The organism is Halomonas sp. DP4Y7-1, assembly GCF_019800705.1.
GTDB lineage: Bacteria > Pseudomonadota > Gammaproteobacteria > Pseudomonadales > Halomonadaceae > Halomonas > Halomonas litopenaei_A.
Window position 1 is genome coordinate 120,546 of record NZ_JAHVKS010000008.1, and the last position, 14,899, is coordinate 135,444.

Genomic DNA, 14,899 nt, shown 5'->3' on the forward strand with positions numbered 1-14,899 from the left:
AGCGGCTACCCGAACGTGGCGGTGACGACATCCTCGATGCCCTTCAGCACATCAGGATCGTCACTGAGAGGTTCCAGCAGCGCCGCCCGGGCGGCGTCCAGCACCGGCATACCGGCCTGGATCAAGCTGGCGCAGTAGATCAACAGGCGTGTCGAGACGCCCTCCTCCAGGTCCTGGCCCTTCATCGTCCTGAGCCGGGCGGCCAGGCTGACCAGCGCCTCGCAGCGCTGACGGGGCAGGCCGCTCTCCCGGGCTACGATGTCGACTTCGACCGATGCCGCGGGAAAGTCCAGCGAGATGGCCACGAAGCGCTGGCGCGTGCTGGGCTTGAGGGTCTTGAGAATATGCTGGTAGCCCGGGTTGTAGGACACCACCAGCATGAAATCATCCGGGGCCAAAAGCTGCTCGCCGGTGCGCTCCAGCGGCAGCAGGCGCCGGTCATCGGTCAGCGGATGCAGCACCACGGTCACATCCTTGCGTGCTTCCACCACCTCATCCAGATAGCAGATCCCACCGTCGCGAACCGCCCGGGTCAGGGGGCCATCGGACCACTCGGTTTCCCCACCCTTGAGCAGATAGCGCCCGGTCAGATCTGACGCCGTCAGATCATCATGACAGGCCACCGTATGCAGCGGCAGGCCAAGCCGCGCTGCCATGTGACGCACGAAACGCGTCTTGCCGCAGCCCGTGGGCCCCTTGAGCATCAGCGGCAGCCGCTGGCGATAGGCATGCTCGAACAGCGCGACTTCGTTACCCTGAGGTTGGTAGAACGGTACGTTGTCAGCGGCCAGGCTGCGCGGCTGTGGTGCGAGTAGTGGTGAGAGTAGTGGTGAGAGTGAAGCGTGAGTCATCAAGGGGGTCCTCCAGACATTCGAGGCCGCCCTAAGACGGCCTCAATGCGGGTCAGGCAGCAGACAGTGTCGAGCCCGCCGCCGTGCCACGGCGAATCGGCCCGAACAAGGCATAGAGCAGTAGCGCCGCGCCCACCACCACAGCGATACCGGTGCCCAGGCGCATGGCGTAGAACAGGCCGAGCTGGTCCTGCACCTCCATGTAGTTCATTCCCAGCACCCGCTGCAGATGGGTCTGCACCGCACCGGCAAAGGTCAGGGTGAAGGTCATGAAGCACATGGCCGACGTCAGAATCCAGAAGCCCCACATATTGAGCACCTGGTGGAAGGGCTGAGTCCGGCGCAGCTGCGGCAGGGCATAGCTGATCACCCCGAGGATCAGCATCACGTAGGCGCCATAGAAGGCCAGATGGCCATGGGCTGCCGTCACCTGAGTGCCGTGGGAGTAGTAGTTGATGAACGACAGGGTATGCATGAAGCCCCACACCCCGGCGCCGAAGAAGGCCACCGTCGGGCATCCCATGGTCCACAGCATGGCCGCCTTGTTGGGGTGATTGCGCGAGCCCTTCCAGAACATCACAAAGGAGAACACCACCATGGCGAAGAACGGAATCACCTCAAGGGTCGAGAAGATGCTGCCGATGGGCTGCCAGTAGCTGGGGGTGCCGATCCAGTAGTAGTGGTGTCCGGTGCCGAGAAGCCCCGAGAACAGCGACAGACCGACGATGACGTACAGCCACTTCTCGATCACCTCGCGGTCCACCCCGGACATCTTGATCAGCAGATATCCCAGCAGCGACGCCATGATCAGCTCCCACACGCCTTCCACCCAGAGATGCACCACCCACCACCAGTAGACCTTGTCCACCGACAGGTTGCCCGGGTTGTAGAATGCGAACAGCCAGAACACCGCGGCCAGCCACAGGCCGAGCATCAACACCAGGTTGATGGTGGTCTTGCGGCCCTTGAGCAAGGTCATGCTGGTGTTATAGAGAAAGATCAGGAAGGACACCGTGATCAGCACCTTGACGAAGAACGGCTGCTCGAGAAATTCACGCCCCTCATGGATCCCCAGCTGGTAGCACGCCAGGGCGGCGACGCCCGCGACCACGAAGATGCCCAGCTGAAGATAGGCCAGCATCGGACTATGGATCTCCCGTTCAGCCTCTTCCGGCATCAGGTAGTAGGTACAGCCCATAAAGCCGATCAACAGCCACACAATCAGCAGGTTGGTATGGCTCACCCGGATCACGTTAAACGGCATGACCTGGGCCAGAAAATCAGGAAACACATAGACCACTGCGGCCATGATGCCAAACACGACCTGCAGGGCAAACAGCCCCATGGCGACCAGAAAGAAGGCGTAGGCCACCTTCTGCGTTTCATATTTCATGTTGCATATCCCTCCAGGATTATCCCTCTCTCGACCCCATCTCGTGACTGCCGACCACTGGCTGGCATAGCCAGAGGCTGCTACCCGGACTCATGGGGTGGCCAGTTCTGGTCATCGATGGCATCGGTCCATTGAAGGAAGTCGATCAACGACGTCATTTCTTCGTCGCTAAGGTCAAAGTGCGGCATCTTTCGACGACCGGGGATCGCTAGCGGCTGTGCGCGCATCCAGGCGGCCAGGCCTGCTCTAGCAGCCTCTGGGTTGTCACGTCCCTTGTAGCGTGTCCATACATTGGAAAGCTCTGGTGCGAAATAGGCCCCCTCACCCATGATACTGTGGCAGTTGATACACATGTTTTTCTCCCAGACATGCTTGCCTGCCCTCACCGAATCGGTGAGAGGGAGGGCACTGGTAGACTCCTTCACGATGTACCAGTGACTATGCGCCGTCAGAGCTACAAAGATCAGGAAGAAAAACAGTGAGCCACCATAGAAGATGTTGCGTGCTGCAGATTTTGTCAGACCCTCGGCCATAACGACGCCTCCTCATTGTTTTGGCCCATGGCGCCGAAAAGACAGACCTCCATGGCGCCGATATTCATTGTATGAAGAGGAGAGACTTTATACCTGACAAAAACACTCGGAATATGACGTGCATCACCCATTTTATCGATTGATTCGCCCTATCAACCATTTAATGGAGTGACGTTATTCACCCTTTTTTGGCAGAGATATACGCCTACTTCATGGAGACAATGCCGTCACCATAAACACTGAAAGAAAAGCATTGATACAGCTCAAAGACGAGCCGCCATCGGGTCATGAAAATGACGAAAACCAGGAGAGCATGCTGTGGCGATGAGCCGCCCCCAGCATGTAGAGAAACACCACAAGAGCCAGTGAGGCAGCGACGCTGCGTATCCAGAAAGGCAAGGTTGGCCGCATGGCCAGCATTCCAAGCCCGATATAGGCCAGCAAGGCCGTCAGCTTGGCGGCAAGCCAGGGTGTCTGGTGAGGCCACTGGGAAGTCGACACCATCAGCGCTACCCCTGCCGCCAGCAACAGGCTGTCCAGAACATGAGGGAGCTTTCTCATCGTGGGGGAGCCAACCGCTGGACCGGCCTGCATGGCGCGACACCAGCGCCAGGCGAAGAACAGCACGCTGAACACGGCCAGCGTCACATGCAGCGATTTCATGAACAGATAGAGGCTTGCCGACATGCTGCTAGCCCATCTGGCCGTCGAGGCGAGGTGCGCTCAGTATCGGCAGGTAGTGCAGAAGGAACAGTCCGTAGCCGGCGCACCAGCACACAATACTGGCGCTGTAGACCCAGTGGGTTACCGAAGGCCATAGCGCCAACAGCAGCGAGCGTGACAGTCCGGCGATGATCAGCAGCCCCAGGGCCACGCCGACCCCCGGCAGGCAGCGCATCGGACGGCCGGTATGTCCCAGCGACACGCGACACATCATCGACAGCATCATGGTCCCCATGGCGCCCACCGTGATGGCGTGAATGCCCAGCTCCACGCGGCCGACACCGAACAGCCCGAACGCCCACAGCAGCAGTCCCAATGGGACAAAGGCATAGCTCAGGTGCAGACTCCACAACAGCGGCTCCCGCGCGGTGGCCACCCCTTGCCAGCGGATCAGACGCAGCGGGTGAAGCACTGCCGCCAACAACAGAATACTGGCCAGCAGGGCATCAGGCAGCTCAATGCCAAACGTCCGGGCCAGCTGCAGCAGCACCGCCACGGCCAGACTGCCCAGTGCCGCACCTTCCAGCCATCCCAGCGACGGTCGTCGCTTGAGTCCCATGCGGTTGGCGGTGAACATCGGGATGACCCTCCCCCCCAGCACGGCCATGATCAACGTGACCAGCATGACCGCCAGGTAGGAGGACTGACGTACCAGCTCCGGGTCTCCCCGAGCAACCCCCAGGTGACTGCCCAGATTGGCCCCGGCCAGAATCGCCAGCACCGGGATAAAGACCAGATTACGCCAGCGCCTGGCACGAATGACCATCACCGCCATCACCGCACAGACCAGCGCAAGAAAGCCGACGTCCAGCGCCACTACCAGGGGCTCGGGCAAGCCGGGAAACGCCAGCCCTAGCCTCGCCGCCAGCCACAGCGCTACAAGCCCGAGCAGTGGACCACCGTGCAGGCCACGCAGTCCCGTCCAGGTCTGCACCGCGGTCAACAGAAAACCCGAGACCACCGCGGCCACCACGCCAAACAGCATTTCGTGCTGGTGCCACCACAGCATGCCCGCCCGGGGCGACAGCAGGAACACGCCGTGCCAGTAGCCCAGCCACAGCAGCAGCGACAGCAGGCTGAATGCCGCCGCCAGCAAGAAGAAGGGACGAAAGGCAAGGCGTGCCAGCGGCAGGCGATCGGCAATGGAGGACATGACAAGTACCCGAGTAAAGCCGTTGGTCTTGTCCAGTCTGGCCCGCTTTGGCTATCGCCACCATGATGCACATCAAAGGCACTGCTGATGCCAGGCCGACCTTCCCCCTGCTGGCCGCCTCCAGATAGCAGCCTCGCTAGTGCCTCCGGGCACCCCTCAGGCCTTCAGCCCCAGCCGCTTGGCCAGCCGGTGCAGGTTGCCCGGGTCCATGCCCAGCCGACGCGCCGTTCCGGCCCAGCTCTGCTCCATGGCCAGGGCCTGGCTGATGCAATCGCGCTGGAACTCGTCCGTCGCCTCCCTGAGCGGCAATAGGTCATGTGCCGTCCCACGTTGAGCACTCACCTGCTCATCGAGGTGGGCGGCTGAGCGCGTCAGAGGAGGTGTCTTCAGTCCAAGGTGGACGGTATCGATACGCAGGCTTCTGCGTCGTGCATCCGGTGACGCCAGCCGGTCGACCTCGGCCATCGCCAGCAGCGACGCCCTGGCCAGCAGGGACTCCAGCTCACGCACGTTGCCCGGCCAGTGCCATGCGAGCAGTGCTGCACGCGCCTGGTCGCTAAGACGCAGATTGCCGACGCCAAGTCGCACCCGGTTTTGCTCGAGAAAATGTCCGGCCAGCAACATCACGTCATCCAGGCGCTGGCGCAGCGGCGGGACCTCAAGGGGAAAGGCGCTGAGCCGATGATAGAGGTCTTCACGAAAGCGTCCCTGGGTCACCTCCTGGGCCAGGTCCCGGTTGGTCACCGCCACCACCCTGACGTCGACATGGCGCAGCTGATCGCTGCCCAGGGGCTGAATTTCCCCTTCCTGCAGCACCCGCAGCAGCTTCGGCTGCAGCTCCAGTGGCAGTTCTCCCACTTCATCCAGCACGAGGGTGCCACCGTCGGCCATCTGGAAGTGGCCTTTGTGATCGCTCACCGCCCCGGAGAAGGCGCCGCGCCGGTGGCCGAACAGGGTACTTTCGATCAGTGATGCCGGTAACGCCGCACAGTTCACCACCACCAGGGGCCCCCCGGCGCGGCGCGAACCATGATGCAGGGCGTGAGCAATACGCTCCTTGCCGACACCGGTTTCCCCGTGCACCAGCACGCTCATGTCGGTAGCTGCCACCAGTTCGACCGACGCCATCAGCTTGCGCATGGTGGCGCTGCGCCAGCCCACCAGGCGCTGGTTGCGATGGCCCTCAGGAGCATGGTTCAGGGCCAGCTGCAAACGCGCACTGTCCAGACGCTGCGACAGGCGCAGGCAGGTGCCCAGTAGCTCGGCAGCAGCCAGCAGACCCTCGTCATCCAAGTCGGCGAGGGCTCCCGGGGTCAGCGCGTCCAGGGTCAGCATGCCGATCAGCTCGCCACCATCGCGCAGCGGGACACCCAGGCAGTCATGCACCGGGGTCAGGCCGTCATCCAGCAGGCCATCATAGGGATCGGGTAACCCACAGTCGGCAGCGAAGCGACAGACCCCGGGCGCCTTGGCGATAGCTTCCAGGCGAGGATGGTCCTGGAGAACAAAGGTTCTGCCCGCGACCCCTTCAGGCAGGCCCTGAATCGCCACGGGTCGAAGCCCTGGCCCGTGTACGACCAGCAAGGCACTGGCGTCCGCCGACGTTCTCGCCACCAGCGAGCGCAGCACGCCCTGCCAGGCCTCGGCGAGCTCAGGCCCCTGTTGGTCACCCAGCCGCTGCAGCAGTCCACGCAGCTGTTGAAGAAAATCGACCACTCGCATTGTCCTTTTGACATGACCAGTGTCAAAAAGATAGCAATAACCCTGTCGATATGACACTAGGCAACATTCACTCGCCCCTCGATCGCGCTCGTCCTGCCCGACCCAGCCTGCCCTAGCCCGCCCCAGCCCGCATTCTCGCTGGCGATCCTGCCAGGGCCGCGGCAAGTTGGCGCACCCATGACGCCTGGGCACGCCCCTTGCTCCTGAGACATCAGGCAGAGGGAGCCTGACGCGTCACCACGTTGTTGATCTTAAAACGCGCAGCGCTTCAGCACGGGCGCGAACGGCCACCCTCCGACCCGCTGCGACAGCCTGGCTGACCACCTCGCCAGGACTGCGACTAGTCCGCAGCGAGCCATGCCTCCGATACGACAGCGCCAAGACGCCAAGATGAAGGATGCACGGCACCTTCGTCACCACCTTTCCCTGACAGGACCTACCATGACCACAGCTGCCCAAGACGCCATCATCGATGCTACCGCCCCGCTGGTCGCCGAGCATCTGGACGCCATTACTGCCCGCTTCTACCCGCTGATGTTCGAGCGCTACCCAGAGGTCAAGGCGGTGTTCAACCAGGCCCACCAGGCCGACGGCGGCCAGCCCAAGGCCCTGGCACGGGGAGTGCTCGCCTACGTGGGGCTGCGCCAGCAACCCGAGGCGGTACGCCAGCAGATGCAATCCGTCATCAGCAAGCATGTCTCACTGGGCATCCAGCCCGAGCAGTACCCCATCGTTGGCGAGTGCCTGATGGCCGCCATCGGCGACGTCCTGGGCGATGCCGTCACCGCCGAGATCGCTGACGCCTGGGGAGCCCTGTATGGCGACCTGGCCGAGCTGCTGATCGCGGCAGAGGCCGAGCGCTATCAGGCCTTCGCTGGCCGCCCCGGTGGCTGGCAGGGCCTGCGCGAGTTTCGCATTGCCCATATCCAGCGCGAGTGTGAGGTCATTCGCTCCTTCATCCTGGCACCTTGCGATGGTCAGCCGGTCGCCGATGCGCTGCCGGGTCAGTACATCGGACTGCAACTGCGCATCGACGGCGAGACCGTCCACCGCCATTACAGCCTGTCCGGCAGCCCCAACGGCTGCGATTACCGCATCTCGGTCAAGCAGGAGCCAGGCGGACGGGTCAGCAACTACCTGCACCAGCAGATGCAGGTTGGCGACACCCTGGCGCTGCTGCCTCCCGCCGGAGAGTTGACGCTGGACAATAGTGATAGGCCGGTGATGCTGATCAGCGGTGGCGTGGGCCAGACGCCGATGCTGCCGCTGGCACGCCAGGCGCTCAGCCAGGGCCGCCGGCTGTGCTATGTCCATGCGGCACGGGACATCCACCACCACGCCTTTCGCAGCGAAGTGGACGCCCTGGTGAGGGAGTACCCGACGCTGATGACGCGGATCTGTGCCTATGATCATGGAGACGACGGTGATATCACGGGACGCCTTGAACAGGCTCTGCTCGCCCGACTGCTGCCGGGTGCCGATACCCAGTGCTATTTTGTCGGCCCTGAGCCCTTCATGAGTGCCATCGACAGCCACCTGGCCGCCCTGGGTATTGCCCCTGAGCAGCGCCACTACGAGCACTTTGGTCCCTCGCGCCCGCTGCACGCGGCCTGACCCCTGTCGATCTTCGTCACCGTCGCTTTAGCACCGTTGCGTTAGCGCCAAAGCGCTATCAACAAAGCTTCCTCTGCGACGCCGGCATCCATAAAAAAGCCGCGCTCTGGGATCAGAGCGCGGCCTGCTGGCAGATACAAGACGGCGACGGTGGCTGGACCAGCGCCTCAAGCGTGCTGACGGGCTTCCGGCTTTCTTATCACCATGAAGTAATAGAACACGCCGGTCAGTGCCAGGAAGAACAGACTGTCTGGACTGGTAAGGAAGATCAGCGGATTGCCGTCGGACAGCGACAGTGAGCGCCGACAGTACTCCTCCAGGCTCGGCCCCAGCACAAAGCCCAGCAACAGGCAGGCCACCGGGTAGCCCTGGCGCCGCAGCAGGAAGGCCAGCACGCCGAATACCAGGGCAAGGCCCATCTGGAACACCGAATAGGTCGCCACATAGCAGCCCACCAAGGCCACTACGGCAATACTGGCGTACAGCACGTCGCGCCGGATGGAGACGATGCGCACGAAATACGGCCCCAGCACGTACAGGGTCAGGGGCACCAGCACCAGCGCAGATACCAGCAGGGCCATGAACATCGGTGCCACCAGCGCTAGCTGGCTGTCGAGGAACTGTGGCCCCGGCTGCAGGCCGTTGACCACCAAAACCCCCAGCACAATGGCGGTGGTCGGGTCACCGGGAATGCCGAACGACAGCATCGGCACGAAGGCCCCGCTGCACATCGCATTGTTGGCCCCTTCCGCGGCGGCGATACCTTCTACCGAGCCCTTGCCATACTTCTCCGGGTGGCGTGAGCTGCGCATGGACTCTGCGTAAGCCACGAAGGCCGCCATGGAGCCTCCCGCACCGGGCAATACACCGACGCTGTAGCCGATCATGGCCGACTTGAGATAGCGATAGAGACCGATCTCGCGCACCTCTTTCCACGGTGGAATAAAGTCGCGCCGGCGAATGGCGCTGGCCTTGATCGCATCCCGCTCGACGGTACGCTTGGCACGATTCTGCGACTGCACCAACAGCTCGCTGACGGCAAAGGCGCCGATGACCAGCGGCATGATGTCGATGCCCTGCATCAGTACCCCAGTACCAAAGGTGAAGCGGGTAATCGGCTGCATCACGTCGATGCCGACAGTGGCCACCATCACCCCCAGGGTGGTCGCGACCAGCCCCTTGGAGATGGCCCCGCGCTGAGAGATCACGATCACGATCAGCGCAAAGGCAATCAGCGAGAACTTGCCGGGGGTACGAATCAGCAGCGCGGCATCCGTTGCCAGGGGTGCCATGACCATCAGCAGCAGGGCCCCGATGGCGCCACCGATCATCGACGCCAGCGCCGCGTGCCCCAGCGCCTTGGCGCCCTGGCCGCGCTGCTGCAACGGATAGCCCTCGATCGCCGTCATCATCGAGGCCGGGGCGCCGGGAATATTGATGGTCGTCGCGGTGATGCTGCCGCTGCACATCCCGGCCATGAAGATGCCCGCACAGGCCACCAGCGCGGCGGTGATATCAAGGCTGTAGGTCAACGGCAGCAGCAGCGCAATGGCCAGCATCGAGGTCAGCCCCGGCACCGCACCAAAGAAGGTACCGATCAGGTAGCCACCGATGAGATAGGGCAGGATATCCGGCTGCATCAGCACCGCGAAGCCCTTGGACAGTTCGATCAGGTAATCCATGCCGTCACCTCCACAGCGTCGGCAGACGCACCTGGAACACCAGCTCGAACAGGGCGTATCCCAGCAGCGCGATGACCACCGCCACCAGCGCCTTGAAGCCCAGGCTGCGAAGCGCAGGACGGCCCGCGCCAAAGATCAGCATCATGGCGAAGGCGTAGGCAAAGGTAGAAAGAAAGTAGCCGACGCTGGCAAACAGACTGATATAGAGACCGGTCGACAGGGTCACCGCCAGGGCGCCCTGCCAGATTGATGCCGGTGCCGGCTCGCCCGAAGTCGCCGCTTGAGTCGCCTCTTGAGTCGCCTCCTGGGCAGACTCGCTCATCGGGGCCTCGTCCTCTGCGCTGTCACCGTCAGCGTGGCGATCGGCACGCACGACGAAGGCCAGTGCCAGCAGCATGACAACGCCCAGAAGCACCGGAAAGAACGACGCGGTCAGGGCACCATTATGCAGTGGTGGCGCAATCTTGAAGGCTTCTACCAGGTAGATCAGGGTCACTGCCAGCAGGCAGGCGACAACACCTCGCCGCCCACCCAGCCAACCACCCGCCCGTAGCAGCAGTTTCATGGCAACATCCTCACAAGGGTTGCCGCCGGCGCCCGGCGGCAACCGAGACTCACTGGCCAATCAGGCCGGCTTCCTTGAGCTCATCCATCCGCGCGAACAGCTCTGCCTGGGTATCTTCTGCCCAGGCCTCGACCTCGTCGGCACCCAGCCAGTTGGGGGTGACCCCTACGTCGACCAGCCAGGTCTGAAATTCTTCACTGTCGTAGGCCTGCTGATAGGCCGCTTCCAGGGCCGTCAGGGCGTCTTCCGGCGTGTTGGCCGGCGCGGCCAGAATGACAAAGCTGCCCATCTGGATGTCGTAGCCCAGCTCACTGGCAGGGGGCACATCAGGGAAGCTCTCGCTCTGGACGTCGGTGAACTCCACCAGGCCCTTGGCGTTGCCGGCGGAAATCAACGACTCAAAATCCCCCAGGCTGGTCAGTGCAAAGTCCACCTCGCCGTTGAGCAGGGCTTCCTTCTGGGGCGCGGCACCGCCGGGATAGGACACGATCTTGAACGACACGTCGGCCTGGTCCTGCAGTTGCAGCAGGGTCAGGTGGGTACGCGAGCCCATGTTCTGAATACCCGCGCGCACCTCTCCGGGGGCCGCCTTGGCAGCGTCGATCAACGCCTCCAGGCTTGCATAGTCCGAGTCTGCGGGCACCACGATGGCATCGGGTTCACTGGTAATACGCGCAATCAGGTCGAGCTTGTCGATATCAAAGCCGGCCAGCATCCCCTGCCAGGGAATCGTCACCACGCTGTCGTAGGTCAGTGCCACCAGGGTGTAGCCGTCGGGCCGGGCTCCCAGCGTCTGGACCAGACCATTGGCACTCATCCCACCCTCGATGTTCTCGACATAGATGGTGCCATCGAGGGACGCCTCGGCAAGATTGGAGATCTTGCGGACGATGCCATCGGTGCCGCCGCCGGCGCCCCAGGGCACGATCATGCGGATATCACGCTGGGGGTAGTCGGCCTGCGCGCTGGCACTGGCGACAACGATCAGGCCTCCCAGGGCCACGCTCATCAACTTGCGCATCTTGTTCACTCCTTGCCATTGTTGTTGGCGATTTGGGTCTGTTGGCATTGTGATTGCTGGCGGTGCGACTGCTGGCGTTACACTGATGGCCCTGCACCGGGGGCCGGTGGAAGCGGATACTGGCCTGCCCTGACAACATTGCCGCTTGGCGACGGCCGGCTCATGGACCTCGTCTCAAGGCTCTTTATCTAGGTAAGGCGAGAACGGCCTGCCACAGGTCATCGGGCACGTCGAGCAGGCTGTCGTTGTCTGCGTGGCGCCTATTTCCGGTGGATTGTCCCGGCCAGCGGGGCGGCCGGCCGGCGTCCACCGGCACGGCGTCCACCGGCACGGCGTCGGCCAGGTGGCCGGCAAGCCCTTCGACCAGCGCATTGCAGGCCTCGAGGCCGGCCAGCTTGCGCGGGTCGAAGACCAGAAATACCTGGGAGGCGCCGCCACCGCTGCCGCGTCCCAGGGTATCGATATGATGGGTGGGGTTGCCCTGGGACAATAGCGCCGCCATCACGTCCAGCAGCATCGCCAGGCCGGATCCCTTCCAGTAGCCCGCAGGCAGCAGGCGCCGCGACTCAGCGATGGCGCCAGGATCGCGACTGAGCTGTCCCGCCTGGTCGAAGCCACCGTCCACCGGCAAGGACTCGCCGGCCAGGGCCAGGCTGTTCAGCTTGCCGTAGGAGAACTGGGACATGGCCATGTCCAGCACCATGGGACCCTGCTCTGCAGGCACCGCCATGACCAACGGGTTGTTGCCGATACTCTGGCTGGCGGCCCCCCAGGCGGGCATGCAGGATTCGGTGTTGGTCCACATGATCGCGGCAAATCCCCGCTCGACCGCATGCCAGCCATAGCTGCCACCGCGCATCCAGTGGGTGGTATTGCGCACGGCGACCAGCCCCATGCCATGCTCGGAGGCCAACTCCATGGCCCGCTCGGTGGCGTCGAGTGCGTGGCGAACGCCAATCCCAAAGTGGCCATCGAAGACTTCCAGGGCACCCAATCGTTGCACCAGGCTCAGCCGAGCAGCCGGATCGACCCACCCCTTGTTCAGGTAATCGACGAAACGCGGAATGCGGCCAATACCGTGGGAGACCACCCCGTCACGAGTACTTTCAGCATGAATGCGCGCGCACAGCTCGGCATCTTCCGGCGCCAGGCCCGCCGCATTCAGCACTGCGGCCAAACGCGAGCGCAGCTCGTCAAAGGTGACCTGAGTCATCGAACCTCTCCTTGAGGGTGGTGCCTCGCCGCTAAGGGCCAGCACCGCCGTCGAAGATTAAGTACTACATCATACAAAGTTGCTGTATGAGCAACATAGACGGGGCCACCGCACAACGAAATGCGACTTTAGTGAAGCAGCGACCAGCAACGACGTCCCTTCGACAACCCCGCGTCCCGACCGGGCGGCGCTATTACCCCCCTATCGCTACCAGATCGCCACCTTAACTCTGCTTTATCGCTAGCTTATCTCTGCTTTATCGCTGCTACGAAACACCCTTTCCTACCTTCGCTGCCTCCACCTTCCACCATGGTCGTACTCGCACGAATTAATCATATGTACTACAAATATTGACAAATGAATGCCTCACCCATCGTGCCCCACCAGGAGATCTCATGATCGTCGACCACCGCACCTACACCATGGTCCCCGGCCGTTTGAACGCCTTTCTCGAGCTCTACGAACGCGAGGGTTTGCCCATCCAGCAGCGCCATTTGGGCAATCTGATCGGCTACTTCGTCACCGAGACCGGACCACAGAATCAGGTGGTGCACCTGTGGGGGTATGCCTCCGCGGCGGACCGGGAGCGCCGTCGCACGGCCATGGAACAGGACCCCGAATGGATCGCCTATCGCAAGAAAAGCGCCGAGGCCGGTAACGTCCAGCATCAGACCAACAAGCTGTTGCGCTCCACCCGCTTCTCACCGCTCTGAGCCAGGAGGTTTCATGACCCATCCTCACGGTGGACTTGCTCTGGTCGAGGCGCTGCAGCAGCAGCGGGTCGAGCGGGTATTCTGTGTGCCCGGCGAAAGCTATCTGGCAGCGCTGGATGCCCTCCACGATGCCGAGATCGAGACCATTGTCGCCCGCCAGGAAGGTGGGGCTGCGATGATGGCAGAGGCCGATGGCAAGTTGAGCGGGCGCCCTGGCGTCGCCTTTGTGACCCGCGGCCCGGGCGCCACCAACGCCGCCAGCGGCGTGCACGTGGCCTATCAGGATTCCACGCCCATGGTGCTGTTCGTCGGCCAGGTGGCAAGCGACCAGCGCGATCGCGAGGCCTTTCAGGAGGTCGACCTGGTCGCCATGTTCTCGCCCCTGGCCAAGTGGGTCGCCAATATCGATCGGGTCGACCGCCTGCCGGAATACATCAGTCACGCCTTCCACGTGGCCCAGAGCGGGAGGCCTGGCCCGGTGGTGCTGGGCCTGCCGGAAGACATGCTGTCATCGGACTGTGATGCGGCGTCGGTGCCTGCTGCCACCCTGCCTAGCGGACTCGCCGCGCAGCACGACGTGCAGGCAGTAATGCGCGCCATTGGCAGTGCCGAACGCCCACTGGTCATCATCGGAGGCGGCGGCTGGTCGGCTCGCGCCGCCGAAGCGCTCGGCCACTTTGCACGCCTGTGCGAACTCCCCGTCGGCGCCTCCTTTCGCTGCCAGGACTACCTGGACAATCGCCACCCGAACTACGTCGGCGACGTGGGCATCGGTATCAACCCGGCGCTGGCCCAGCGGGTCCGTGATGCCGATCTGATCCTGGCCCTTGGCGCGCGCCTGGGCGAGATGACCACCAGCGGCTACACCCTGCTGACGCCACCGCTGCCACGTCAGCGGCTGATCCACGTGCATGCCGATCCCAGCGAACTTGGGCGGGTCTACCGTCCTGAGCTGGCGGTGGTCGCGTGTGCGGGGGCGATGATCGAGCAGCTGGCGGCAGCGGCCGAGGCGCCCAGCGTCGAGCGCGGCGCCTGGGTCCGCGCCGCCCGCGACGACTACGCCAGCTGGCAACAGCCGGAGCCCACGCCAGGCGCGCTACGTATGGAGAACGTCATTGCACGGCTCAATGAGGTGCTGGGTGATGACGCCATCCTGACCAATGGCGCCGGCAACTACTCCGCCTGGCTACACCGCTACTACCGCTATCGCGGCTTTCGCACCCAGCTTGCCCCTACCTCGGGCTCCATGGGCTATGGCTTGCCCGCCGCCATTGCCGCCAAGTTGCGCCATCCCGAGCGGGATGCCATCTGCCTGGCCGGCGACGGCTGTTTCCAGATGGTCTCCCAGGAGCTGGGCACCGCCTGCCAGTATGGCGCTGCGGTGGTGATTCTGGTGATCAACAACGGCATGTACGGCACCATTCGCATGCATCAGCAGAAGCGCTACCCACGGCGGCCGTCCGCCACCGATCTGGTCAATCCAGACTTTGCTGCCCTGGCCCGCGCCTATGGCGCCTTCGGCGAAACCGTGGACCACGATGACGCCTTCGTGGACGCCCTGTCACGTGCCCTGGAGCATACCCGGCGCAGTGCCTCCCCGGCACTGCTGGAACTGCGCCAGGATCGCCAGGCCCTGTCTCCCCGGCTGACCCTGGAGCAGCTCAATCCCTGAGACGAGCGTGCTGGCAAAGCCGACCGACGCGCTGACCCGCTGCG

13 protein-coding genes are annotated in these 14,899 nt (G+C 63.4%); 3 read left to right on the forward strand and 10 right to left on the reverse strand.

Features of this window, described 5'->3' with window-relative positions:
* Positions 1 to 5 precede the first annotated feature (5 nt).
* The 6 genes from KUV72_RS15350 to norR form a co-directional block, all read right to left on the reverse strand.
* Positions 6 to 851 carry a CbbQ/NirQ/NorQ/GpvN family protein gene (locus KUV72_RS15350; RefSeq protein ID WP_222238986.1) on the reverse strand — a complete coding sequence of 282 codons (846 nt, stop codon included), beginning with the start codon at positions 849 to 851 and terminating at the stop codon, positions 6 to 8.
* Between the two features lie 52 nt (positions 852 to 903).
* The gene (locus KUV72_RS15355) at positions 904 to 2,244 is read right to left on the reverse strand and encodes a cbb3-type cytochrome c oxidase subunit I (RefSeq protein WP_222238987.1); all 1,341 of its coding nucleotides are present in this window, start codon (positions 2,242 to 2,244) and stop codon (positions 904 to 906) included.
* A gap of 80 nt (positions 2,245 to 2,324) precedes the next feature.
* Positions 2,325 to 2,777 (reverse strand): c-type cytochrome, encoded by a 453-nt coding sequence (locus KUV72_RS15360; protein WP_206943768.1) that lies wholly within the window; start codon positions 2,775 to 2,777, stop codon positions 2,325 to 2,327.
* Positions 2,778 to 3,062: 285 nt separating this feature from the next.
* Entirely contained in the window at positions 3,063 to 3,464 is a 402-nt protein-coding gene (locus tag KUV72_RS15365) for a SirB2 family protein (RefSeq protein WP_222238988.1), read from the reverse strand.
* Between the two features lie 4 nt (positions 3,465 to 3,468).
* A complete protein-coding gene (locus KUV72_RS15370; RefSeq protein ID WP_222238989.1) occupies positions 3,469 to 4,653 on the reverse strand; it encodes an NnrS family protein in 1,185 nt (394 codons plus the stop codon).
* 156 nt (positions 4,654 to 4,809) lie between these two features.
* Complete coding sequence (gene norR / locus KUV72_RS15375) at positions 4,810 to 6,375, reverse strand: nitric oxide reductase transcriptional regulator NorR (protein ID WP_222238990.1); 1,566 nt, start codon at positions 6,373 to 6,375, stop codon at positions 4,810 to 4,812.
* A gap of 441 nt (positions 6,376 to 6,816) precedes the next feature.
* Here norR and hmpA point away from each other — a divergent pair, with 441 nt between their 5' ends.
* Positions 6,817 to 7,989: an NO-inducible flavohemoprotein gene (hmpA, locus tag KUV72_RS15380; RefSeq protein ID WP_222238991.1), complete on the forward strand. Its 1,173-nt coding sequence runs from the start codon at positions 6,817 to 6,819 to the stop codon at positions 7,987 to 7,989.
* A 167-nt stretch (positions 7,990 to 8,156) separates the two neighbouring features.
* Here hmpA and KUV72_RS15385 read toward each other — a convergent pair whose 3' ends face one another.
* The 4 genes from KUV72_RS15385 to yiaK form a co-directional block, all read right to left on the reverse strand.
* Positions 8,157 to 9,671 (reverse strand): tripartite tricarboxylate transporter permease, encoded by a 1,515-nt coding sequence (locus KUV72_RS15385; RefSeq protein ID WP_206943756.1) that lies wholly within the window; start codon positions 9,669 to 9,671, stop codon positions 8,157 to 8,159.
* A gap of 4 nt (positions 9,672 to 9,675) precedes the next feature.
* The gene (locus KUV72_RS15390; RefSeq protein WP_222238992.1) at positions 9,676 to 10,236 is read right to left on the reverse strand and encodes a tripartite tricarboxylate transporter TctB family protein; all 561 of its coding nucleotides are present in this window, start codon (positions 10,234 to 10,236) and stop codon (positions 9,676 to 9,678) included.
* A gap of 49 nt (positions 10,237 to 10,285) precedes the next feature.
* Positions 10,286 to 11,257 carry a Bug family tripartite tricarboxylate transporter substrate binding protein gene (locus KUV72_RS15395; RefSeq protein ID WP_222238993.1) on the reverse strand — a complete coding sequence of 324 codons (972 nt, stop codon included), beginning with the start codon at positions 11,255 to 11,257 and terminating at the stop codon, positions 10,286 to 10,288.
* Between the two features lie 184 nt (positions 11,258 to 11,441).
* Entirely contained in the window at positions 11,442 to 12,470 is a 1,029-nt protein-coding gene (gene yiaK, locus KUV72_RS15400) for a 3-dehydro-L-gulonate 2-dehydrogenase (protein ID WP_222238994.1), read from the reverse strand.
* 395 nt (positions 12,471 to 12,865) lie between these two features.
* Between yiaK and KUV72_RS15405 the strand changes: the two genes are divergently transcribed.
* Positions 12,866 to 13,183, forward strand: coding sequence for an NIPSNAP family protein (locus KUV72_RS15405; RefSeq protein ID WP_206943748.1), 318 nt, complete (start codon positions 12,866 to 12,868; stop codon positions 13,181 to 13,183).
* 13 nt (positions 13,184 to 13,196) lie between these two features.
* Positions 13,197 to 14,855: a thiamine pyrophosphate-binding protein gene (locus KUV72_RS15410; protein WP_222238995.1), complete on the forward strand. Its 1,659-nt coding sequence runs from the start codon at positions 13,197 to 13,199 to the stop codon at positions 14,853 to 14,855.
* Positions 14,856 to 14,899: the final 44 nt, after the last annotated feature.

What these genes read in the sequence shown, in the direction of transcription:
- norR (WP_222238990.1), bottom strand. Translation starts at nt 6,375, where the DNA reads ATGCGAGTGGTCGATTTTCTTCAACAGCTGCGTGGACTGCTGCAGCGG.
- KUV72_RS15355 (WP_222238987.1), bottom strand. Translation starts at nt 2,244, where the DNA reads ATGAAATATGAAACGCAGAAGGTGGCCTACGCCTTCTTTCTGGTCGCC.
- KUV72_RS15405 (WP_206943748.1), top strand. Translation starts at nt 12,866, where the DNA reads ATGATCGTCGACCACCGCACCTACACCATGGTCCCCGGCCGTTTGAAC.
- hmpA (WP_222238991.1), top strand. Translation starts at nt 6,817, where the DNA reads ATGACCACAGCTGCCCAAGACGCCATCATCGATGCTACCGCCCCGCTG.
- KUV72_RS15350 (WP_222238986.1), bottom strand. Translation starts at nt 851, where the DNA reads ATGACTCACGCTTCACTCTCACCACTACTCTCACCACTACTCGCACCA.
- KUV72_RS15395 (WP_222238993.1), bottom strand. Translation starts at nt 11,257, where the DNA reads ATGCGCAAGTTGATGAGCGTGGCCCTGGGAGGCCTGATCGTTGTCGCC.
- KUV72_RS15410 (WP_222238995.1), top strand. Translation starts at nt 13,197, where the DNA reads ATGACCCATCCTCACGGTGGACTTGCTCTGGTCGAGGCGCTGCAGCAG.
- yiaK (WP_222238994.1), bottom strand. Translation starts at nt 12,470, where the DNA reads ATGACTCAGGTCACCTTTGACGAGCTGCGCTCGCGTTTGGCCGCAGTG.
- KUV72_RS15365 (WP_222238988.1), bottom strand. Translation starts at nt 3,464, where the DNA reads ATGTCGGCAAGCCTCTATCTGTTCATGAAATCGCTGCATGTGACGCTG.
- KUV72_RS15360 (WP_206943768.1), bottom strand. Translation starts at nt 2,777, where the DNA reads ATGGCCGAGGGTCTGACAAAATCTGCAGCACGCAACATCTTCTATGGT.
- KUV72_RS15390 (WP_222238992.1), bottom strand. Translation starts at nt 10,236, where the DNA reads ATGAAACTGCTGCTACGGGCGGGTGGTTGGCTGGGTGGGCGGCGAGGT.
- KUV72_RS15385 (WP_206943756.1), bottom strand. Translation starts at nt 9,671, where the DNA reads ATGGATTACCTGATCGAACTGTCCAAGGGCTTCGCGGTGCTGATGCAG.
- KUV72_RS15370 (WP_222238989.1), bottom strand. Translation starts at nt 4,653, where the DNA reads ATGTCCTCCATTGCCGATCGCCTGCCGCTGGCACGCCTTGCCTTTCGT.